Here is a 22,954-nt window from a genome sequence, read left to right as displayed (position 1 = left end):
CTTCGCCGCGCACGCTGGGCCGACGGCGACGCTGCCCTCGCGCGCTCGCGGCTTCGTGATGCATTCGCCGCGGGCCCGAAGTGGCGCGTGGCGGAACCGCGCGCGCCGGAGGAGCTGCCCCCGCTGTATCCGGAGGCCTGAAGGCGCGGGCATGCGGCGCTTTGCTAAGCTCGCCGGCCTCGACGGAGAACCGCATGCACGCTGCAACGTCCACCGCCAGGCGCGGGCTTCCGCTGCACGTCAAGGTCATGCTGGGGTTCGTGCTCGGCGCGTTGATCGGTCTCGTCGTCCACGTGGTCGCACCCGACGCCACGTGGGTCGCGAATGCGATCGCCTACGTGGCCAAGCCGTTCGGGCAAATCTTCCTCAACCTGCTGTTCATGCTGGTCGTCCCGCTGATGTTCTCGGCGCTGGTGCTCGGCGTCGCGGAACTCGGCGATATCGCGAGTCTCGGCCGCCTCGGTTGGCGAACACTGATCTATACAGCCGGCATGACCACCGCAGCGGTCGGCATCGGCCTGCTGATGGTCAACGTGATGCAGCCCGGCCTGCACCTGCCACCCGGACTGGTGCAGCAGGCGATGGCGAGCAATCTCGCGAAGGCCGGCGAGATCGTCACCAAGGGCAACGAGCTCAACTTCGTCGACCTGATCGTCAACGTGGTGCCGCACAACATCGTGGGTGCGATGGGCGACGACAAGCAGAAGCTGGGCATCGTGTTCTTCGCGTTGATGATTGGCATCGGGCTGGTGATGCGGCCGTCGCCGGGCACCGAGGCATTCAAGAACGCGCTGCAGGGGCTGTTCGAAGTCTGCATGCATCTCATCGGCATGTTCATCAAGCTCGCGCCGTACGCGGTGTTCGCCTTCATGTTCATCCTGTGTGCGCAGCTGGGCTGGAGCGTGCTGATCGGGTTGGGCTGGTTCGTCGCCACGGTGGTGATCGCGCTCGCGCTGCACGGGTTCGTGGTGATTCCGCTGTGGGTGCGCTTCATGGGCGGCATGTCGCCGCTGGTGTTCTTCCGCGGCAGCCAGGAGGCGACGCTCACCGCGTTCGCCACCGCGTCGTCGAACGCGACGCTCCCGGTCACGCTGCGCGTCGCCGAAGAGAACCTGCACCTGCCGCGAAAGGTGTCCCGTTTCGTGCTCACTGTCGGCGCGTCGGCGAACCATCACGGCACTGCGCTGTTCGAGGGCATCACCGTGCTGTTCCTGGCCCAGGTCTACGGCCTCGAACTGCCGCTCGTGAAGCAGTTGCTGGTGTTGGTGCTGTGCATCCTGGGTGGCATCGGTACCGCCGGTATCCCTTCGGGCTCGCTGCCGGTGATCGCGATGATCTGCGGGATCATCGGGCTGCCGGCGCAGGGCATCGGCATCATTCTCGGCGTCAACACGTTCCTCGATATGTGCCGCACCGCGCTCAACGTTACCGGCGACCTCGCGACGGCGGTCGTGGTCTCGCACCGCAGCGGCGAGGCGGATCTGCCGGAAAACGCGCCGACGCAGGGCGGTGTGGGGCACTGAGGCGACCGGTTCAAAGCGGCACGACGTCGTGTAAAAATGGCAGCGCGCAAGGACGGCGCCCGCGGTGGGAGTCGTGCGCGGAAAGGAGACCGCCATGAAGTTGACCAGCCTGTTTATCGCCGCCGCCGCGTTGGGCGCGGCCGCCCCGGCATTGGCCGAAGTCGCGCAGTGCGACGCCAACTACCATCAGGAAGGCAGCTTCCTCTCGGGCCGCCGATTCACGACCTACGGCGACGTGCAGGTGCCCGCGGCAAAGGTGTTCAAGACGCTGTACGCCGAGGTGCTGAAGACCGGGTTCCGGGTCGCGGCCTCCGACAAGGAGATGGGCACCATCAACGCCGAGCAGCTCACCAACGACGGTGCGCAACAGGTGACCATTCCTTGGAACATCGTCGTCGAAGCCCGCAAGGACGGCGGCTCGCGTATCACCGTGGTCAAGTCGACGCCGCCGGGCTACGCGACCTCCGAAAAAGCGCAGCACACCATGATGTGTTCGGTGATCGACTCGGCGAAGAAGTAGGCGGGGCGCGCGGGGCGGCGCGTGCCCCGCGCCGCCTGTGGGCGGGCGTGGGAGAATGGCGCCCTGGTCGCAGCGACACGCCTGCGACGCCCGCTGCCGACCCCCGGACTCCGATGACCACGCCGACCCGCCGCGAACTCGCCAACGCCATCCGCTTCCTCGCCATCGATGCGGTGCAGGCGGCCAATTCCGGCCACCCCGGCATGCCGATGGGCATGGCCGACATCGCCGAGGTGCTGTGGAACGACTACCTGAGCCATAACCCGGGCAACCCCGGCTGGTTCAACCGCGACCGCTTCATCCTGTCGAACGGCCACGGCTCGATGCTGCAGTACGCGCTGTTGCACCTGACCGGCTACGACGTCTCGATCGACGACCTGCGCAGCTTCCGCCAGCTCGAATCGAAGACTCCGGGCCACCCCGAAAACTTCATGACGCCGGGCATCGAGACCACCACCGGTCCGCTCGGCCAGGGCTTCGCGAACGCCGTCGGCCTCGCCCTCGCCGAGAAGCTGCTCGCGCAGCGTTTCAACCGCGACGGACACGCCATCGTCGACCATCGCACCTGGGTGTTCATGGGCGACGGTTGCCTGATGGAAGGCATCTCGCACGAAGCCGCGTCGCTGGCCGCCACGTGGGGTCTGCACAAGCTGGTCGCCTTCTGGGACGACAACAAGATCTCGATCGACGGCAACACGGACGGCTGGTTCACCGACGACACGCCGGCGCGCTTCGAGGCGTATGGCTGGAACGTGGTGCGTGACGTCGACGGGCAGGACGCCGCATCGATCAAGGCCGGCATCGAGCGGGCGCTGACGTCCACCGACAGGCCGACGCTCATCTGCTGCCGCACCACCATCGGGTTCGGCTCGCCCGCGAAGGCGGGCAAGGAATCCAGCCACGGCTCGCCGCTGGGCAAGGACGAAGTCGCGGCCACGCGTGCAGCGCTGGGCTGGACGGCGGGCCCGTTCGAAATCCCGCAACCGATCGCGGACGCATGGCGCGCGGTCGACCGCGGCGCCGCGCGCGAATCGCAGTGGGAGCAGGCGTTCGAGGCCTATCGCACGGCGCACCCGCAGGAAGCCGCCGAGCTGGCGCGCCGCATCCACGGCGAGTTGCCCGCCGGTTTCGTCGAGGCCGCCGACGCCTACATCGCGAAGCTGCAGTCCGAGGGCCCGGTCATCGCATCGCGCAAGGCGTCGCAGATGGCGATCGAGACCTTCGCGCCGCTGCTGCCCGAACTGATCGGCGGAAGCGCGGACCTCGCGCATTCCAACCTCACCTTGTGGAAGGGCAGCAAGTCCGTCGCGACCGACGACCCGAACGCCAACTACATCTACTTCGGCGTGCGCGAATTCGCGATGGGCGCGATCTGCAACGGCCTGGAGCTGCACAGCGGCTTCATCCCGTACGACGCGACCTTCCTGGTCTTCAGCGACTACGCGCGCAATGCGGTGCGCATGAGTGCGCTGATGGGCGCGCACGTCATCCACGTGTACACGCACGACTCGATCGGGCTCGGCGAGGATGGCCCGACGCACCAGCCGGTGGAGCATCTCGCGTCGCTGCGCTACATCCCGCACAACGACGTCTGGCGCCCGTGTGATGCCGTGGAATCCGCCGTCGCGTGGAAGCAGGCGATCGTGCGCCACGACGGCCCGAGCTGCCTCGTGTTCTCGCGGCAGAACCTCGCGCACCAGCAGCGATCGGCGCTGCAGGTCGCCGACATCGAGCGTGGCGGATACGTGCTCAAGGATTCCGTCGGAACGCCCGAAATCATCCTGATCTCGACCGGGTCCGAAGTCGGGCTCGCGATGGACGCGGCCGCGAAGCTCGGTGACGGCGTGCGCGTCGTGTCGATGCCGTGCACGGAGATCTTCGATCGCCAGCCGGCGGACTACCGCGAATCGGTGCTGCCGAACGCGGTGCGTCGCCGGGTCGCGATCGAGGCCGGCACCGCCGACTACTGGTTCAAGTACGTGGGCCTGGACGGCGCGGTGATCGGCATGCACGGCTTCGGGGCGAGCGCGCCTGCGGAGCAGCTCTTCCCGTATTTCGGGTTCACCGTCGAGCGGGTGGTCGAGGCGGTGCTCGCACTGCGCTGAGTCGGTCTCGATGGATCGGCGGAACGCCGCCTGCCGTGGCGACGTTCCGGCGTGCCGACTCAGTCGTGGACTTCGATCCGCTGCAGCAGGTGCGAAGCCGGCGTCGATCGGCCGATGTGATAGCCCTGCGCGCGGTCGCAACCGAGCGCGCGCAACAACTCGAGCGTCTCGGCGTCTTCGACGCCTTCTGCGACGACCTGCAGGTCGAGTTGATGGCCGAGGTCGATGATCGCGCGGACCACGCGCGAGGAGCGCACGTCATGGCGCATGTCGCTGACGAAGCTGCGGTCGATCTTCAGCTCGGTTGCCGGCAGCTGCTTGAGGTAAGCGAGTGACGAATAGCCGGCGCCGAAATCGTCGATAGAAACGCCGAGGCCCGCTTCGCGAAGCGTGTGCAGCATCGCGATGCTTGTCAGCGGATCTTCCATCAGCGCGCTCTCGGTGACTTCCAGCGTGACCGATTCCGGCGGCATGTCCCAGATCGCGAGCGCACCGGTGATCTGTTGCACGAGATCGCGCTGGCCGAACACCCGCGGCGAGATGTTGACGGAGAACCGCAGCGCGGAGTCGCGTGCGCGAATGCCGGCCGCGTGGCGGAACGTCGCGTTGAGGCTCCAGCGCGTCAGCTCGGCGATCAGGCCGGTGTCCTCGGCGAGGCGGATGAACACGTCGGGCCGAATCGAGCCGCTGCTGGCGTCGTTCCAGCGCGCCAGCGATTCATAACCGCAGACCGCGTTGCGGCGCAGGTCGAGGATCGGCTCGAAATGCGCCTCCAGACGGTTTGCCTGCAAGGCATCGTGCAGCCACTCATAGGGCACCATCGCGCGCTCGGTGCCCGGGATGTACAGCGCGCAACGTTCGCCGAGGCGCTTCGCATCGCGCAGCGCCACTTCCGCCGCACGCAGCAGCGTGGTGGCATCGATGCCGTGGTCGGGATACAGGCTGACGCCGACCGCGACGGGCGTCATCACCGCATGCCCGTGGAACATCAGTGGCGAATCGAAGTCGCGAACGATGCGGGTCGCCGCAAGCATCGCGTGGCCGGTGTTGAGCAGGTTCGGCAACAGCGCGATGAACTCGTTCTCCGACACCTGCTCGAGCTCGTCCTGCGGTCGCAGCAATCCGCGCACGCGTACCGCGGCCGCGGGCGCGACCGCATCGCTGGCTTCGTAGCCGTGCACGAGGCGGAACTCCTGCAGGCGCTGGATGCGCACCAGCATGATGCCGAGGCGTTCGCCTCCGCTGCGCTGCAGAACGTCCGTCAGGCGGCCTGCGAGCGCGGCGCGGTTCACAGGTACAGCTCGGCGATGTCGATGCCCGCGTGCCGGTCCGGCAGTGGCCGGCGGATCTCGATGTCGAACGAGGTCTGCAGCAGGTCGAGCGTGTGGAAGGTCGGCAGCAGCTGGCCGTCGGGTCCGGTAAGCACGAGCACGCGCGGCCGCAGTCGGCGCACCACGTTCTGCGCCATGATCGCGACCACTTCGCCGGTATTGAGTTCGGCCAGCGAGCCGGTCGGGTACACGCCGAGGCAGCTGATGAACTGTTCGATCAGCTCGGGGTAGTAGCGCGTCCCGCGCGCGCGATAGAGCTCCTGCAGCGCGACATGCCGGGCCATCGCCGGCGCGTACGGGCGCTCGCTGGTCATCGCATCGAAGCTGTCGACGATCGCCGCGATGCGCACATGCAGCGGAATATCCATGCCCGCGCGCCGGGTCGGATAGCCGCTGCCGTCGGCCCTTTCGTGATGGCCGCTGATCATCTCGCGCACCGTGGGGCCGAACGCGCCATTCCCGAGTATCTGCGTGCCCAGCTCGACGTGGCGGCGGACTCGCGCCATCGACATCGCGTCGAGCGGCCCCGGATGCGCGAGCAGCGTCTCGGGTACCTGCGTGGTGCCGATGTCCATCAGCATGCCGCCGATCGACAGCTCGACCAGGAAGTCTTCGGGCAGTCCGAGGTGGCGCCCGAAGGCGGTCGCGAGCGCCGCGCAATTGAGCGCATGCGTGTAGGCATAGCCCGCGCGCTGGCGAAGCGCATTCAACCAGAACATGGCGTCGGCATTGCGCAGCACGCTGGCCACGATCGGTCGCGCCGCCTTGTGCGCCACGTCGGGCTCGATCGGCTGGTTGCCCTGCGCCCGCTCGATCATCCCGTTGATGGTCGACGCTGCAATCTCCAGCGCTTCCCGGGCTGCGGGAATTTCCTCGTCGAAGGCGGTGCTGTCCTCGTAGCGCGTGCTGCCGATCCGCGGGTCGAGCGGCGCGGCGGCGGCGGGGGGCGGGGTGGCGCCCGCCATTCCCGCGCCGGCATACGAGAGCCCGGGCAGGTTGCCGCGCGTGCCGCGTCGGCTGAGCTCGACGTCGATCCAGACCCGCCTGCACGTCTGGCGCAGGATCTCGATCTGGCTGACGTCGCGCACGTAGAAGCCCTGCAGCGGAAACGGCGTGTCGGTCCACGGGCGATCGAGCCGGCATACGAACATGCCGAGCTTCACCTGGTCCGCTTCGAGTTCGCGTTCTTCGATCTGCATGCGTTCCTGGCCGTCGCTCCCCTTGGCGACGCCGCCTGGTCCGGCAACAACCGGTAGGCGGCCAATACAGCCCCGGCCGATGCCGGAGCCCTGTTCCCGATCAGCGTGCGAGTGCGGCGTTCAGTACCTGCGCGAGGTGCGTCCCGGCGCGGCGAAGTTGTTCGTCTACCAAGGGCGTCCACGTGGCGACATAGGCCGCGTCGATGTCCGCACCCGGTGGATACAGGCCGGGGCGCGTCGCGATACGGCACGACTGCTGCGCCCAGGCGGGCGAATCCGGCGGGAGCGCATGGGCCGGCATGTCGACCACCAGCGGCAGGGCACGCAGCCGCGCGTGGTAGGCCGGCTCGTCGAGGCCTGCGCGGTCGATCAGGCCGCTGTCCCACAGGGAGTGGAGGTTGCCGCCCTTGTCGCCACCGTCGGCGGTCGGGATGCGCACCTGGACGGTGTTGCCGCCCTTGTCGCGCGCAAAGCCCGCGTGCAGCGGCTGGTGGACGTCGCCGATGAAATGCACGACGAACTTCAGCGCCTGCCGCCGCGCGTCGAGCGATTGCGACCGGTCGGCCAGGATCGCGGTCTGCGTGCGGATCGCCTCGATCACGCAATCGCCATTCGGGCAGTCGCGCGGCGGCTCGTAGTCGGCGCAGCCGTTCTCGGCGATGTCGGCGTAATGCCACTTCGAACTGCGCTTGCCGAGGTCGGGGTCGTTGGCACGGAGTTCGTCGGCCCACGTAGCGACGCCCGCCAGCGTCGGGTCCTTCTCGCCGGCGAGCAGCGTGTCGACCGCGCGGCGGGCGGCCGGGGTGAGCTCGTCGTTGGCGAGATCGGCGACCAGGCGATGGCCGAGGACGCCCCATGCAAACGCGGGGCTGGCCAGGCAGCAGAGGAGGGCGGCGGCGAGGAGACGTTTCATTCGCCGATGGTACGACAGCCGCGCGACAGTCTTGGGTCCGGCAGCCGCGATCGGCTGCGCATTTCGGGCGGCCCGCGCTCCGCGGCACCGCGCACCGACGCCGCGACGGCGTGCGCCGGTGCAGGCCGTCGACGCCGCCACTGGTAGAATCCGCGCCAGTTTCCGCACACCGCCGGACACCCGCAGGAGCTCCCATGACGATCAAGGTAGGCATCAACGGCTTCGGCCGAATCGGCCGCAACGTGCTGCGCTCGGCCGTGCAGAACTTCGGCGGCGACGTCCAGATCGTCGGGATCAACGACCTGCTGGAGCCGGACTACCTCGCCTACATGCTGGCCTACGACTCGGTGCACGGGCGCTTCAAGGGCGACGTGTCCATCGACGACGGCCACCTGGTCGTCAACGGCAAGAAGATCCGCCTGACGCAGGAGCGCGATCCGGCGAACCTCAAATGGGACGAGGTGGGCGCCGATATCGTCATCGAGTCGACCGGTCTGTTCCTGGACAAGGCCAGCGCGGGCAAGCACCTGCAGGCCGGCGCCAAGAAGGTGATCATCTCCGCGCCGTCCAAGGACGACACGCCGATGTTCGTCTACGGCGTCAACCATGCGAAGTACGCGGGTGAGCAGATCATCTCCAATGCCTCGTGCACGACGAACTGCCTGGCGCCGCTCGCGAAGGTGCTGAATGACAAGTGGGGCATCAAGCGCGGCCTGATGACGACGGTGCACGCGGCCACGGCCACGCAGAAGACCGTCGATGGCCCGTCCAACAAGGACTGGCGCGGCGGTCGCGGCATCCTCGAGAACATCATTCCGTCGAGCACCGGCGCGGCCAAGGCCGTCGGCGTCGTCATCCCCGAGCTCAACAAGAAGCTGACCGGCATGAGCTTCCGCGTTCCGACTTCGGATGTTTCGGTGGTCGACCTCACCGTGGAGTTGAACAACCCGGCGACGTACCAGGAGATCTGCGCGGAGATGAAGGCGCAGTCGGAAGGCGCGCTCAAGGGCGTGCTCGGTTACACGACCGACAAGGTAGTCGCGACGGACTTCCGTGGCGACGCGCGCACTTCCATCTTTGACGCCGATGCCGGCATCGCGCTGGATCCGACGTTCGTCAAGCTGGTCGCGTGGTACGACAACGAGTGGGGCTACTCGAACAAGTGCCTGGAGATGGCGAGGGTTGTCGCCGCGCGCTGATCCGGCGCGGCCCGGTCGCCGGGAGCCCCGCTTCGGCGGGGCTTTCGCGTTTCTGGCCCCGGCTGGCCGCCGCCTTGATCCGCCAGCTTGCAGTGACGGCCGCCGCTCCGGATACTGCCGCGGCGCATTCGCGCTCATTCCGGAAAGGGAGATTCCAATGTTCAAGAACCCAGTGTTCGCCGCGTGCGCGATCGCGGTGCTCATGGCGGCCGCTGCGCCGGCCGATGCACGCAAGAAGGATTCGGACGAGCCGCCAAGCCGCGAGGTGGTGGGCAAGAACGACGTCGAAGGCGAGATCGTCGGCAACGAGATCCCGGGCAGCCCGTTCGCGAAGCTCGAGATCGGCATGTCACTCAAGCAGGTGACCAAGTCGCTCGGCGACAAGCGCCAGGACGCCGCCGACTGCGGCACCTACCTCACCGGCAAGTCGTTCATCCCGTTCCATTTCGGCGGCGACAAGGTGCGCGAGGAATGCGCGTATGAAGGCCTCGGGCGCCTGGTCTTCACCAACCAGTCGGACTTCGACGACAAGGCCGTGCTGATCAAGATCGAATACGACGCAACGGAAGACGGCGAGCGCGACTGATTCCCACGCCGTTCCGCCGACAAGGGCCCCGCCACGCGCGGGGCTTTTTCGTTGGCGGTTCCCTGTGCACGACGCACGGGCGACAATGCCTGCTTCGTTGCGGCCGCCCGGCAGCGCATGCCCCACGGGAGCTCCCATGTCCATCCTGCGAATGTCCGACCTCGACCTTTCCGGCAAGCGCGTGCTGATCCGCGAGGATCTCAACGTGCCGATCAGTGAAGGCCGCATCACCTCCGAGCAGCGCATCACGGCGGCACTGCCGACGCTGCGGATGGCGCTGGAAAAGGGCGCCGCCGTGATGGTGATGTCGCACCTCGGGCGCCCGAAGGAAGGCGTCTTCAGCGAGGTCGATTCGCTCGCGCCGGTCGCGCGTCGTGTGTCCGAACTGCTCGGCGTGGACGTGCCGCTGGTGCGCGACTGGAAAGCCGGCGCCAGCGTGGAGCCGGGCCGTATCGTCATGCTCGAAAACTGCCGCATGAACCCTGGCGAAGGCGCGGACGACGACACCCTGTCACAGGCCTATGCCGATCTCTGCGACGTATTCGTGATGGATGCATTCGGCACCGCGCATCGCGCGCAGGCATCGACGCATGGCGTGATCCGCCGCGCGAAGGTGGTGTGCGGCGGGCCGCTGCTGATGGCGGAACTCGACGCGCTCGCCAACGCGCTGGAGCACCCGGCGCGTCCGCTGCTGGCGATCGTCGCCGGCTCCAAGGTGTCGACGAAGCTGGCACTGCTCGGCAACCTCGTCCCGCGCGTGGACCAGCTGATCGTGGGCGGCGGCATCGCCAACACCTTCATCGCGGCGATGGGCCACGGCGTTGGCAAGTCGCTGGTGGAGCCCGACCTCGTCGAGACCGCGAAGCAGATCATCGCGCAGGCAAAGGCGCGCGGCGCTGAAATCCCGCTGCCCGTGGACGTCGTCGTCGCGCCGGAGTTCAAAGCCGATTCGCCAGCCACCGTAAGGGCGGTCGACGCTGTGGGCGAAGACGAAATGATCCTCGACATCGGGCCGCAGACCGCCGCGCGCTACGCCGACATCGTGGGGAAGGCCGGCACGGTGGTGTGGAATGGCCCGGTCGGCGTCTTCGAGTTCGACGCGTTCGGAAAGGGCACCGAGGCGCTCGCCCATGCGATCGCGGACAGCCACGCATTCTCCATCGCTGGCGGCGGCGACACGCTCGCCGCAGTCGACAAATACGGCATTGCCGATCGCGTCAGCTACATCTCCACCGGCGGCGGTGCGTTCCTCGAATTCCTGGAAGGCAAGGAACTCCCCGCGGTCGCCGCGTTGCGGGCGCGCGCAGCCTGATGGCGACGCTGCTGTTCGACCTCGACGGCACGCTGATCGACTCCGCGCTGGGCATTACGCGCTGCGCGGCCTACGCGTTCGAACAACTCGGCGAAACCGTGCCCGACGACGCCACGCTGCGCAGCTGGATCGGGCCTGCGCTGCGCGTGAGCTTCGCGCCGCTCCTGAAGGACGAGGCGCGTGTCGAGCGCGCCGTCGAGCTCTACCGCGAGCGCTATGACACACACGGCTGGTGCGAACACACGGTCTACGAGGGCATCCCCGAAGCGATCGAATCGCTGCATGCGTCAGGCCATCGCCTGGCCGTCGTGACCGCGAAGAACGAGCCGCATGCGCGCAAGATCCTCAAGAGCCTGCCGTTCGGCCACCGCTTCGTGGAGATCGTCGGCGCGACGCTGGACGGTCGCCTGAGTCACAAGCCCGAACTGATCGCCGAAGCGCTGCAGCGGCTGGATTCCCCTGCCGGCGAGTGCACGATGATCGGTGACCGTCATATGGACATGGAAGGCGCCGTGCACCACGGCATGCGCGGCCTGGGCGTGCTGTGGGGGTTTGGCGACGAAGCAGAGCTGCGCGGCGCCGGCGCGCGGGCCGTGCTGCGCCACCCTGCGGAGCTGCGCGAACTGGCGGCATAATCGCGACGGGGCGGCTGCCATGCAGGCGGCCGGGATAGTCGGGGGTTTCATGGTCAACAACAAGGCGGCGCTACTGGCGCTGCTCGTGGCTTCGCTTGTCACGACGGCGCATGCCGAAGAGTTCTCCAAGGGCGATTACCACTTCAGCACCGGCGACGAACCGGCGTTCGTGCATCGTGCCGATGTGCCGTCCACATGGCCCGCCGGCGTCCCCGGCGCGGACGACCAGCGCTGGCGCTACTGGCTTTATGACGTGCAGATCGACCATCGCGGTGGCCGCGAGCGTACGTACGTCGACCATGTCTTCGAGCCGCGCTCCGTGGCGATGCTGGGCGACGCCGGCCGCTTCGAGATCGACTTCAATCCCGACTGCCAGACGCTTGCAATCCACCGTGTCGAAGTCCGCCGCGACGGGAAGTGGACGACGCGACTGAATCCGGCGCGCATCTCGCTCGCGCGGCGCGAGGGCGAGTTCGAGAACGATGTCTCCAATGGCGCGGTCAGCGCGCTGGTGGTGCTCGACGACGTGAGGGTGGGCGACCTGGTGCGGATCGCCTACACGATCGAGGGCGCGAACCCCGTGCTGGCGGGCCAGCGGCTCGACGGCTACCACGTCGGCTATCGCAATCCTGCGCTCGATGTCCGTTGGCGCGCACTCTACGACCCCGGCACCCGTCTCGCGGTGCGCGGGGCCACGGCGAAGTACGCGCCGCGCATCGACAGCCGTGCCGACGGCGTGGAGGCATCGCTCGCGCGCCAGGGCGTGGCTGCCGTGCAGGACTACGGCAACTACCCCGGCTGGCATGACCCGTATCCGTGGATCCAGGTCGGGCCCGAGCAGGGCTGGCATGACGTGGCGAAGTGGGCGACCGCGCTGTATCCCGCGGTCACCGCGCCGCTGCCCGCCGACCTGGAAGCCCGCGTCGCCCAGTGGCGACGCCTGCCGGCACCGGTCGCACGGATGACGGCCGCGCTGCGCGCGGTGCAGGACGAGGTGCGCTACTTCGGGATCGAAATGGGCGAGGGCACGCATCGGCCGCAACCGCCTTCCGAAACGTGGACCCGGCGGTTCGGCGACTGCAAGGACAAGGCGTACCTGCTCGCCACGCTGCTCGGCCGGCTGGACATAAAGGCCGTGCCCGCTCTCGTTTCTGCCGACGACGGCAAGGCCGTCGCCGACTTCGTTCCATCCGCGTCGGATTTCGACCACGTGATCGTGCGCGCGACGATCGACGGACACGCGGTGTGGCTCGATCCGACCATCGCGCAACAGGGCGGAGATCCACGTGCCGTCGACCTGAGCGTGCTCGGCGTCGGCCTGCCGATCGCGCCCGACAGCGAAGGGCTCGAGAAGATCTCGCGTCCCGCGAATGCGCGGGACGAGGTTGCGTCCGTCGAACGTTTCGGCGCGGCGAAGGCGGATGGGCCTGTCAGCCTCGACGTCGAGACCACCTACCATGGCGCGCTCGCCGACGCCGCCCGGGCGTCCCTCATCGGTCAGCGGCCGGAGGACCTGTCGCGTCGCTACACGGAGTACTACGGCAAGCGGTACCCGAAGGTGGAGGCCGTGCAGGCGCCCACCATCGAGGACGACCGCGCGGCCGACGAGCTGCGCGTGCAGGAACACTATCGGCTCGCGATGCCGTTCACCGAGGAAGGCGATGGCGTTCGCGCGCTGTCGGTGTTTGCAGAGCCGCTCGACAAGCCGCTGCAGTTGCCCGATTCGATGACGCATCCCGGCCCGCTGCACGTCGGCATGCCCGGGGTCTATCGCTACCGTGTCGAGGTGGACGCGCCGGCCGCGTGGAACGCACGCTTCGGGCTGGAAGCCCAGCACCGCGAGTCGGCCGCGTTCGCGCTGGATCGCAACGTCACGGTCGAGGGTAGCCGCGCAAAGCTCGACTATGTGCTCGACCTGCGCGCGCGTGATCTGGAAGCGACGGACGTCGATAGGCACCTCTCGATCCTGCGCGCCGCGCGCGACGATCTGTCCGCCGCGTTGCGCTACCAGGTGCCCGCCACCCTCGACACGCGACAGCGCGAGGACCGCCTGAAGGCGCTGCTGCGCGACGCGGTCAAGACCGGAGGTGCACAGTGATGCCGTGTCGTTGGATCGCGCCGCTGACCGCGGCGCTTCTTCTTCTCGGGGCCGCGCCTGCAGCCCATGCGGGCTTCGATGCGCGTGCGCAGTGGGAGCAATTCCTTTCGGGCACGACGAGCTACGAGCAGGTCAACGAGGCGTTCCACGTGCTCGGCGACGTCGGCTACAGCGCCGATGCCGTAGACCCGGCTGTGTGCGCGGTCGCCGGGACAAAGCTCGACGACGCGCTGCGCAAGGTCCCGGTAAGCATCGCGCTGCATCACGCGGCGATGCTCTGCGCCGAAGCGCGGCACGACGGACCCGCCGGCGAGGCGCACATGGCGGCGATCGCCGCGCTCACGCGCCATGCACTGGCCGAATCGGGCGACGGCGCCGGCGCGTGGACCCGTCCGGTGCGGGTGGTCCGCCCGGAGGACGTGCTCGCATTCGTCGCCGCGGCCGGTTATGACCGCGGCTACGGCTATTTCGACCAGGCGCGCGCGACCGGCGGCTACCCGCTGACGCAGGTGGTGGTGGATCGCGACACGCACCAGGAGCGTCATTTCCGGTTCGACTGGGTGGACACGCTCGGCCGCCTGAAGCGTGACAGCGATTTCGCCGGTTATCCGTACGACCGTGAGCTCATCGCCACGGCCTTCGTCGACAACTGGGCTGGCGATGATGACGTCGCGTGGGTCGATGCGCGTGCACTTCGCGCGGCGCTTACCGCCGGCGATCCGGACAAGGCGCGCGATGCACTGCATGGTGCGGCAGCGCGTGGCGGCCTGATGTCGGCATTCGGCTGGATGGAAGGCTGCCGCCTGAAGCCGCGACCGCATTGCGCTGACGGACTCGTCGATGCACTGCTGCCCTCGGCCGAAAAGGGCCAGGCGCTCGCTCGCGTGTTGCTCGCGCTCGCCTACACCGACGGCGTGGGGATCGAACGCGACGAAGCCGCGGCGCGCACGCTCGTGGAGTCGGCCGATGCGAGCTGGCAAGGTCACGGGGCGGCCGCGTACTTCGGTTCCGTGCTGCTGGGGCACGCGGCACCCTGGCCGGCGTGGCTGCAGGCTCGCCTTGGCGCGGCCGCCAGCGAACCGGCGGTGCGCGCGCTGCTTGCGCTGCGCTCGGTTGCGGATCACCCGGACGCGCCTCCTGCCGCCGACGTCGCCGTGCTCGAGTTGCCGGCGAACAACCTTGCCGGCCGTGGCCTGTATGCGCTCTCGCGGTTGCCGAAAGACCCGCGCGCGAGGCAATGGTTGGAACGCGCCGCAGACGCGGGCTCGCCGCAGGCGCGCAGCGAAGTGGGCTTCGAGCGGTTGCGCACCGATCGCGCCGACGCTCGCGGATTGGCACTGCTCCGCGAGGCTGCCACCGACGGCGACGCGACCGCCGCGCGTTTCCTCGGCTATCACGAGGCGTCGGAGTCGCATTGGCGCGCGGCCGAGCTCATGTGGACGGGGCCCGCCGCGTCGAGTGACATCGATGCCCTGACGGCGCTGGCGATGCTCTACGCCGAGCAATACCCCGGCGTGAAAGGCGACGCCGCGCGCGCGCGCGTGCTGTTCGATGCCCTCGCGCCGACCGGCCCCGCGGTGCGTCGGGAGTTCGCCCGCTTCCTCCTCGCCAACACCCACGTGCCGCACGAGCCCGCGAAAGCCCGGCAAATGCTCGAGCAGGACGCCGTGGCCGGCGACGCCGAGTCGCAGGTAGCGCTCGCCGAAGCATTCGGCGCAGGGCTGTTCGGAACCCGGTCGACGGTGGACGCGCGGAAATGGTTCGAGAAGGCGGTTGCGACGGGCAATGTCACTGCGAAGTCGGGCTACGGCATGTGGCTTTACGGAAACGAGACATCTCTTGACGGTCGCCGCCGTGGCCTCGAACTGCTCCGCCAGGCGGTCGCCGCGGGTGACGAAAACGCGATGAACAACCTGGCCTGGATTCGCTGCGTGACTCCCGTCGCTGAATTCCGCGACGCGCGCGCCGGGCTGGAGACGGCGAAGAAAATGGGTGCACTGACCGGCATGCCGGCCGGTCGCATCGATACCGTCGCCGCGTGCCATGCGGCCGTCGGCGACTTCGCGAAAGCCGCTGAAGTGCAGTCGCTCGCGATCGCGCAGGTGGTCGCCGCATCCGGTCAAGCGGCCGCGGCAGACATGCAGAAGCGCCTTGATCTCTATCGTGCCGGCAAGGCGTACGTCGAGGAAAAGGCGAAATGACCGTTCGCCCCGTCCTCAAGCGGCGGCGCGCGGCGAACACGGTGCGAATCGCGCTTGGACCATGCTAGGTTCGCGACACCACCCGCAAACGCCTACGCATGAGCCAAGTCACGCGCCGCACCAAGATCCTCGTCACCCTCGGCCCGGCCACCGATGCGCCGGGCGTCCTCGAAAAGCTGCTGCAGGCGGGTGTCGACTGCGTCCGCCTGAATTTCTCGCATGGCGATCCGTCGGCGCAGGTCACGCGTGCCGAGGCGGTGCGAGCCGCCGCGGCGCGGGTGGGGCGCGAGGTCGGGATCCTGGCCGACCTGCCGGGCCCGAAGATCCGCATCGAGAAGTTCGAGAACGATCGCGTCGACCTGAAGGCCGGTGACCGCTTCGATCTCGTCGCGCGCGAGGACGCGCCGCTCGGCAACGAACGCGAAGTCGGCGTCAGTTACCTCGGTCTGCCGGGCGACGTGGCGGCGGGCGACGTGCTGCTGCTCGACGATGGCATGCTGCAGCTGCAGGTCGATCGCGTGGAAGGCGAACGCATCATCTCGACGGTGCTCAATGACGGCGCGCTTTCGAACCGCAAGGGCCTGAACAAGCAGGGCGGCGGGCTCTCGCTCGGCGCGCTGACGCCCAAGGACGAGGAGATCATCAAGGTCGCCGCGCGGATCGGTGTCGACTTCATCGCCGTTTCGTTTTGTCGGAATGCGCAGGACATGCACGACGCGCGGCGGATCGCACGCGAGGCAGGCAGCGACGCGGCGCTGGTATCGAAGATCGAGCGCACCGAAGCCATCGAGAACCTCGCCGAAATCGTCGAAGCCAGCGACGTGGTGATGGTGGCGCGTGGCGATCTCGGCGTGGAAATCGGCGACGCCGAACTGCCGGGCCTGCAGAAGAAGATCATCCGCGAATCGCTGTCGCGCGGCCGCGTGGTGATCACCGCCACGCAGATGCTGCAGTCGATGGTCGACAGCCCGATCCCGACGCGTGCCGAAGTGCTCGACGTCGCCAACTCGGTGATCGACGGCACCGACGCGGTGATGCTGTCTCAGGAAACCGCGGCGGGTAAATATCCACTCAAGGCCGTCGAAGCGATGGCGCGGATCTGCCTCGGCGCCGAGCGCCAGTTCTCGCACGACACCAATTTCGAAGCGGCGCCGCGAAACCTCGATCGCGCCGACCAGGCCATCGCGATGGCCGCGATGTTCCTGTCGGAACACATCGGCGTGCGCTCGATCGTGGCGATCACCGAATCGGGCGGCACGCCGCGCTTCCTGTCGCGGTTCCGTTCGCCGGCGCAGATCATCGCGTTGTCGGGCGATGCGCCAGCACGTCGCCGCATGTCGCTGATGCGCGACGTCACCGCGCTGCCATTCCAGAGCGCGGGCATGACCGCAGGCGTCGCGGCGCGCGCGGCGGCCAAGGGCCTGTTCGAGCAGGGCCTGCTCGACGAGGGCGACCGCATCATCTTCACCAGCGGCGAGATCATGCAGCAGCACGGCGCCACCAATACGTTGCGGCTCCTGCAGATCGGCGTGGACGGCAAGGCCGAGGGCCTGGGCGAGCTTTGATACCCGCGGCGTCGGTGGCTGCTCACAGCACGGCGAGCGCGAAGTCGCCGTAAGTCGCTGTTTCGAAACGGCGCCGTGTCCGGGGCGTCTATAATGGCCGACTTCCCCAAGTCGCCCGGACAGGACCCCGAATGAGCATCGAACAGCTTGCCGAAACCGCCCAGGCGATGGTCGCCCCCGGCAAGGGCATCATCGCGATCGACGAGTCGACGAACACGATCGCCAAGCGCTTCGCGGGCGTGGGCATCGAAAACACCGAAGAGAACCGTCGCGCCTACCGCGAGCTGCTGCTGTCGACGCCGAACCTCGGCGAGTACATCTCCGGCGCGATCCTCTATGACGAGACGATCCGCCAGTCGGCGAAGGACGGCACGCCGTTCACCAAGCTGATGGCCGCCAACGGGATCATCCCGGGCATCAAGGTCGACAAGGGCCCGCAGCCGCTCGCCGGGTTCCCGGGCGAGGTGGTGACTGAAGGCCTCGATGGCCTGCGCGCCCGCCTGGAGGAGTACTACAAGCTCGGCGCGCGCTTCGCGAAGTGGCGCGCCGTCATCAACATCGGTGACGACATCCCGACCGGCACGGCGATCGAGGCCAACAGCCATGCACTGGCCCGCTACGCGGCGCTTTGCCAGGAGCAGGGGCTGGTGCCGATGGTGGAGCCGGAAGTGATCATGGACGGCAGCCACGACATCGACATGTGCTACGAGGTGACCGAAGTCGTGCTGCGCTCGCTGTTCGGCTCGCTGTACGAGCACAACGTGATGCTGGAAGGCACGATCCTGAAGGCTTCGATGGTGATCCACGGCACCGACGCGGAAGAGAAGGCGTCGGTCGAGGAAGTGGCCGCATCGACGCTGCGTTGCCTGAAGGCCACGGTGCCGGCCACGCTGCCGGGCATCGTGTTCCTGTCGGGCGGGCAGTCCGACCAGGATGCGACCGCGCACCTCAACGCGATGAACCAGGTCCGCGGGCTGCCGTGGCCGCTGTCGTTCTCGTACGGCCGCGCGATGCAGCAGGCCGCGCTCAAGCTTTGGGGCCAGGACATGAAGGGCAACTACGCCAAGGCCCAGGACACGGTATTTGCACGTGCGCGCGACAACGGCCTCGCCGCGCTGGGGCAGTGGCAGGGCGGCTGATACGTCGATTCGATCCGAAAACGCCGGCCCCAGCGCCGGCGTTTTCGTGTCCGGAAGGCGCGGTCATGCCGCCAGCGAAACACTGGGGTTGCACGCGTGTCACGTCTTCCAGTACCGACGACACGGGCCGTTACGGGCGAGCTGGCTAGAATCTCCGGTTCTCCCGCTGTCCCCATACGCATGCGATCGAATCCCGCGTTCGCCCTCCTTGCCGTCGCCGCGTTTCTGGGCGGCTGCGGAAAAACCGCGGCCACTGGCGATGCCGCGAAAGGCAGGGCCGGCGGCGACCGCCCGGTGACGGTCACCACCCAGGTGGTCCAGACGCAGCCCTTTGCCGACACGCTGCAGGCGCTCGGGACCGTGCGCGCGCGCGAGTCGGTCACGATCACGGCCAGCGTCTCCGAGAAGGTGCAGGCGGTGCATTTCGAGAGCGGCGACAGCGTGCGTGCCGGCTCGCCGCTGGTCACGCTGAGCGGCCAGGCCGAGCAGGCCCAGCTGACCGAAGCGCAGGCGTCGGCGAACGAGTCCGACAAGCTTTACCGGCGACAGTCCGAGCTCGCTTCGCAGCAACTGATCGCGCGCTCGCAGCTCGACATGCAACGCGCGACGCGTGATGCCGCCGTCGCACGGGTGGCGCAGGTGCGCGCGCAGCTTGCCGACCGCGTGATCCGCGCGCCCTTCGGCGGCGTGCTGGGGCTGCGCCAGGTCAGCCCGGGCACGCTGGTCACGCCGGGCACGGCGATCACCACGCTCGATGACCTTTCCACCGTCTTCGTTGATTTCCCGGTGCCCGAGACCCAGCTCGCGCAGGTGGGTGCGGGCGACCGCATCGCCGGCACCGCCGCCGCATATCCCGGCCGCCGCTTCGAGGGAACCGTGTCGACCGTCGACGCACGCGTCGATCCGGCCACGCGTGCGCTCATCGTGCGCGGCCAGTTCGCCAATCCCGGGCATGCGCTGAAGCCCGGCATGCTGTTGCAGGTCGAAATCGCGCGGACGGAGCGGCCGGCGCTGCTGGTGCCGGAGATTTCGGTCGTGCAGGTGGGTTCCGAGTCCTATGTCTTCCGCGTGCGCGACGGCAAGGCCGAACGCGCGGACGTCGGCCTCGGAACGCGTCGCGACGGCCGCGTCGAAGTGGTGTCGGGCCTGGCGCCCGGTGACCGGATCGTGGTCGACGGCACGGGCAAGCTGAAGCCCGGCGCGAAGGTGGTCGACGCATCGACGGGAGCGCGCGGCCCGTCGGCATGACCCACGCGCGCGCAGTGCCCGACTGCGCATCAGACACGCGGCCAGACGCCGCCGCCACGGACGGTGCTCCCGATCGTCCCCGCCCGCGCACGCAGCGCCGGAACCCGACGCGATGAACCTCTCCGACCTTTCCATCCGCCGCCCCGTATTCGCGACCGTGATCAGCCTGCTGCTCGTCACCCTCGGGGTGATGGCGTTCAGCCGCCTGACGTTGCGCGAATTGCCCGCGATCGACCCCCCGGTGGTGTCGGTGGACGTGAGCTATCCGGGCGCATCGGCCAGCGTGGTGGAAACGCGCATCACGCAGGTGCTGGAAGACGCGCTGTCGGGCATCGAAGGCGTGGAATCGATCGATTCCCGCAGCATCAACGGCCGCTCGTCGATCTCGATCGAGTTCACGCTGTCGCGCGACATGGAGGCGGCCGCGAACGACGTCCGCGATGCGGTGAGCCGCGTGGTCGACCGCATGCCGGAGGAAGCCGACGCGCCGCAGATCGCGAAGGTGGAGAGCGATGCGGATCCGATCATCTGGCTCAACATGAGCAGCACGTCGATGAACACGTTGCAGCTCTCCGACTACGCGGATCGCTACATCAAGGATCGCCTGGCATCGGTGGATGGCGTGGCGCAGGTGCGCATCGGCGGCGAACAGCGCTACGCCATGCGCGTGTGGCTCGACCGCGACGCCATGGCCGCGCGCGGCATCAGCGTCGAGGACATCGAATCCGCGCTGCGCGCCGAGAACGTGGAGCTTCCCGCCGGGCGCATCGAATCGCAGACGCGCGACTTCACGCTTCGCGTGGCGCGTAACTACCAGCAGCCGCAGGACTTCGCGCAGGTGCCGCTCCGGAAGGGCGACGACGGCTACGTGGTGCGCCTCGGCGACGTCGCGCGCGTCGAGCTGACCACCGCCGAGCGACGCGCGTACTACCGCAGCAATGGCGAGAACAACATCGGCCTGGGCATCGTGAAGACGTCGACCGCGAACTCGCTCGATGTCGCGCGCGCGGCGCGTGCCGCTGCGGAAGCGATACGGCCTTCGCTGCCGAAGGGCACCGACATCTTCGTGGCGTTCGACACCACCACCTTCATCGATGCCGCGGTCGACCGCGTGTATCACACGCTGATCGAAGCGATCCTGCTGGTTCTGGTGGTGATCTGGCTGTTCCTCGGCAGCTTCCGGGCCGCGCTGATCCCGGCCGTCACGGTTCCGGTGTGCCTGGTCGCCGCGTTCATCCCGCTGTATGCGTTCGGTTACTCGATCAACCTGTTGACGCTGCTCGCGCTGGTGCTCTGCATCGGGCTGGTCGTCGACGACGCGATCGTGGTGCTCGAAAACATCCAGCGTCGTTCAGACCTCGGCGAGCCGCGACTCGTGGCGGCCGCGCGCGGCACCAAGCAGGTCGCGTTCGCGGTGGTCGCGACGACTGCCGTCCTGGTTTCGGTGTTCCTGCCGATCGGGTTCATGCAGGGCAACACGGGGCGACTGTTCCGCGAGCTGTCGGTCGCGCTCGCCGGGGCCGTCGCGCTGTCGGCCTTCGTCGCGCTCACGCTGACGCCGATGATGTCGTCGAAGTTCCTGCGTCCGCACAGCGAGGAGACATCGAACCCGGCGACTCGCTGGGTGAGCCGCCGGCTCGATTCGACCAGCGCGCGTTACCGGCGGTTCCTCGATCGCACGGTCGAGCGGCCTTGGATGTTCGGGCTGCTGATGCTCGTCGCGCTCGCCGTCAGCTTCGTCCTGTTCAAGCTCGTGCCCAGCGAATTGGCGCCCGCCGAGGACCGCGGCTTCTTCCAGGTGTCGATCACGGGCCCGGAGGGCGCCGGCTTCGACTACACGGTCGGGCAGGTGCAGCAGGTCGAGAAGATCATCGCGTCGCACACGGGGCCGGACAAGGAAATCGCGCGCTACAACCCGCGGGTGCCCGGTGGCTTCGGCGCGAGCGAGGAGATGCACACCGGGCGCATCGCGGTGTTCCTGCAGGACTGGGACAAGCGCAAGCGCAGCACCGCCGACGTGGCCGACAGCCTGAAGAAGGAGTTCGGCAAGCTGCCGGGCGTCAAGGTGGCGGCGCAGGTGAGTGGCGGACTGGTGCGCTCGCGCGGGCAGCCGGTGAACATCGTGCTGGGCGGCCCGGACTACGGCGAGCTGGTGAAGTGGCGGGACGCGCTGCAGGCGCGGATGGAGGACAACCCGGGCTTCTTTGGGGTCGATTCGGACTACAAGGAAACGCGGCCGCAGATGCACGTGGAAGTCGATCGCGCGCGCGCGGCCGACCTCGGCGTCAGCGTGACCGAGATCGGCCACGCGCTCGAAACGATGATGGGCGGCCGTCGCGTCACCACCTTCGTGCGCAACGGCGAGGAGTACGACGTGATGCTGCAGGGCGAACGCGCGACGCGTGGCTCGCCCGCCGACCTGGCCGCGATCCAGGTACGCGGCAAAGGCGGCGCGCTGGTGCCGCTGTCAAACCTGGTGACGTTGCGCGAAGTCGCGGAGCCCGGCAGCCTCAACCGCTTCAATCGCCTTCGCGCGATCACCATCAGCGCGGGCCTGTCGCCGGGTTACCGCATGGGCGATGCGATCACGTTCCTGCAGAACACCGTGCGCGCCGAACTGCCGCAGCAGGCGCAGGTGGACTGGAAGGGAGAATCGCGCGAATACCAGCAGGCCGGCGGCGCCGTGGTGCTCACGTTCGCGCTGGCGCTGCTCGTGGTGTTCCTGGTGCTCGCGGCGCAGTTCGAGAGCTTCATCCATCCACTGGTGATCATGCTCACCGTGCCGCTGGGCGTGCTCGGTGCGCTGCTCGGCATCTGGATCACGCACGGCACGCTCAACCTGTTCAGCCAGATCGGCATCGTGATGCTGGTGGGGCTGGCCGCCAAGAACGGCATCCTGATCGTCGAGTTCGCGAACCAGTTGCGCGACGAGGGCCGCTCGATCCACCAGGCGATCGTGGAGAGCGCGAGTGTTCGCCTTCGACCCATCCTGATGACGTCGATCGCAACGGTCGTAGGCGCGCTGCCGCTCGTGCTTGCTGGCGGCCCGGGCTCGGCAAGCCGAGCGGCGATCGGCGTGGTGGTGATCTTCGGCGTCTCGTTCTCGACGCTGCTGTCGCTGCTGGTGGTGCCCGCGTTCTACGTACTGCTGGCCAGGTACACGCGCTCCCCGGACGCGGTCTCGCATGAGCTGGAAGCGCTTGAACGCGATACGCCCGAGGCCGGCGGGCACGCCTGACCCGCCGGCCGAAGCCCGCCGGACGCCACACGCATCGTGACGCGGCGCGCGGCCGCCGCGACACGCCGGGCGCCCCGTGCACCACAATGACGGTCTCCCTCCGCGTGCCCGCCCATGAACCGACCGCCCAGCCCGTACGGCC

The 22,954-nt window shown here is 68.4% G+C and carries 16 protein-coding genes; 13 read left to right on the top strand and 3 right to left on the bottom strand.

Going from position 1 to position 22,954, the window contains the following annotated elements:
- Positions 1–194 precede the first annotated feature (194 nt).
- The 3 genes from FW784_RS04465 to tkt all read left to right on the top strand — a co-directional run bounded on the left by FW784_RS04465 (position 195) and on the right by tkt (position 4,148).
- Positions 195–1,523, top strand: coding sequence for a dicarboxylate/amino acid:cation symporter (locus FW784_RS04465; protein ID WP_149352163.1), 1,329 nt, complete (start codon positions 195–197; stop codon positions 1,521–1,523).
- A 94-nt stretch (positions 1,524–1,617) separates the two neighbouring features.
- Positions 1,618–2,043, top strand: a complete 426-nt coding sequence (locus tag FW784_RS04460; RefSeq protein WP_149352162.1) for a hypothetical protein — start codon at positions 1,618–1,620, stop codon at positions 2,041–2,043.
- Between the two features lie 113 nt (positions 2,044–2,156).
- On the top strand, positions 2,157–4,148 hold the full coding sequence (gene tkt, locus FW784_RS04455) for a transketolase (protein ID WP_149352161.1): 1,992 nt from the start codon (positions 2,157–2,159) through the stop codon (positions 4,146–4,148).
- A 59-nt stretch (positions 4,149–4,207) separates the two neighbouring features.
- Here the strand turns inward: tkt and FW784_RS14265 are convergent, their stop codons facing one another.
- The 3 genes from FW784_RS14265 to FW784_RS04440 all read right to left on the bottom strand — a co-directional run bounded on the left by FW784_RS14265 (position 4,208) and on the right by FW784_RS04440 (position 7,591).
- Positions 4,208–5,440, bottom strand: coding sequence for a putative bifunctional diguanylate cyclase/phosphodiesterase (locus FW784_RS14265; protein WP_187770674.1), 1,233 nt, complete (start codon positions 5,438–5,440; stop codon positions 4,208–4,210).
- Complete coding sequence (locus FW784_RS04445) at positions 5,437–6,678, bottom strand: cyclic di-GMP phosphodiesterase (RefSeq protein ID WP_149352159.1); 1,242 nt, start codon at positions 6,676–6,678, stop codon at positions 5,437–5,439. Before FW784_RS04445 ends, FW784_RS14265 begins: the two co-directional genes overlap by 4 nt.
- Before the next feature lie 100 nt (positions 6,679–6,778).
- On the bottom strand, positions 6,779–7,591 hold the full coding sequence (locus tag FW784_RS04440) for a S1/P1 nuclease (protein WP_149352158.1): 813 nt from the start codon (positions 7,589–7,591) through the stop codon (positions 6,779–6,781).
- A 194-nt stretch (positions 7,592–7,785) separates the two neighbouring features.
- Between FW784_RS04440 and gap the strand changes: the two genes are divergently transcribed.
- The 10 genes from gap (at position 7,786) to FW784_RS04390 (ending at position 22,812) form a co-directional block, all read left to right on the top strand.
- Entirely contained in the window at positions 7,786–8,790 is a 1,005-nt protein-coding gene (gap, locus tag FW784_RS04435) for a type I glyceraldehyde-3-phosphate dehydrogenase (RefSeq protein ID WP_149352157.1), read from the top strand.
- A 157-nt stretch (positions 8,791–8,947) separates the two neighbouring features.
- The gene (locus FW784_RS04430; protein ID WP_235893569.1) at positions 8,948–9,376 is read left to right on the top strand and encodes a hypothetical protein; all 429 of its coding nucleotides are present in this window, start codon (positions 8,948–8,950) and stop codon (positions 9,374–9,376) included.
- Positions 9,377–9,512: 136 nt separating this feature from the next.
- Positions 9,513–10,688: a phosphoglycerate kinase gene (locus FW784_RS04425; RefSeq protein ID WP_149352156.1), complete on the top strand. Its 1,176-nt coding sequence runs from the start codon at positions 9,513–9,515 to the stop codon at positions 10,686–10,688.
- On the top strand, positions 10,688–11,323 hold the full coding sequence (locus tag FW784_RS04420) for an HAD hydrolase-like protein (protein WP_149352155.1): 636 nt from the start codon (positions 10,688–10,690) through the stop codon (positions 11,321–11,323). The genes FW784_RS04425 and FW784_RS04420 overlap by 1 nt, the downstream gene beginning before the upstream one ends.
- A 19-nt stretch (positions 11,324–11,342) precedes the next feature.
- Positions 11,343–13,421: a DUF3857 domain-containing transglutaminase family protein gene (locus tag FW784_RS04415; protein WP_149352154.1), complete on the top strand. Its 2,079-nt coding sequence runs from the start codon at positions 11,343–11,345 to the stop codon at positions 13,419–13,421.
- Positions 13,421–15,622, top strand: coding sequence for an SEL1-like repeat protein (locus FW784_RS04410; RefSeq protein ID WP_149352153.1), 2,202 nt, complete (start codon positions 13,421–13,423; stop codon positions 15,620–15,622). The genes FW784_RS04415 and FW784_RS04410 overlap by 1 nt, the downstream gene beginning before the upstream one ends.
- 98 nt (positions 15,623–15,720) lie before the next feature.
- Positions 15,721–17,187, top strand: a complete 1,467-nt coding sequence (pyk, locus tag FW784_RS04405) for a pyruvate kinase (protein ID WP_149352152.1) — start codon at positions 15,721–15,723, stop codon at positions 17,185–17,187.
- 131 nt (positions 17,188–17,318) lie between these two features.
- Positions 17,319–18,326 carry a class I fructose-bisphosphate aldolase gene (locus FW784_RS04400; protein WP_149352151.1) on the top strand — a complete coding sequence of 336 codons (1,008 nt, stop codon included), beginning with the start codon at positions 17,319–17,321 and terminating at the stop codon, positions 18,324–18,326.
- 180 nt (positions 18,327–18,506) lie between these two features.
- The gene (locus FW784_RS04395) at positions 18,507–19,574 is read left to right on the top strand and encodes an efflux RND transporter periplasmic adaptor subunit (protein WP_149352150.1); all 1,068 of its coding nucleotides are present in this window, start codon (positions 18,507–18,509) and stop codon (positions 19,572–19,574) included.
- 112 nt (positions 19,575–19,686) lie between these two features.
- Entirely contained in the window at positions 19,687–22,812 is a 3,126-nt protein-coding gene (locus FW784_RS04390) for an efflux RND transporter permease subunit (RefSeq protein WP_149352149.1), read from the top strand.
- Positions 22,813–22,954: the final 142 nt, after the last annotated feature.

Source organism: Cognatilysobacter lacus, assembly GCF_008274655.1.
Lineage (GTDB): Bacteria > Pseudomonadota > Gammaproteobacteria > Xanthomonadales > Xanthomonadaceae > Cognatilysobacter > Cognatilysobacter lacus.
This window is presented reverse-complemented; position numbering and strand designations above follow the sequence as displayed.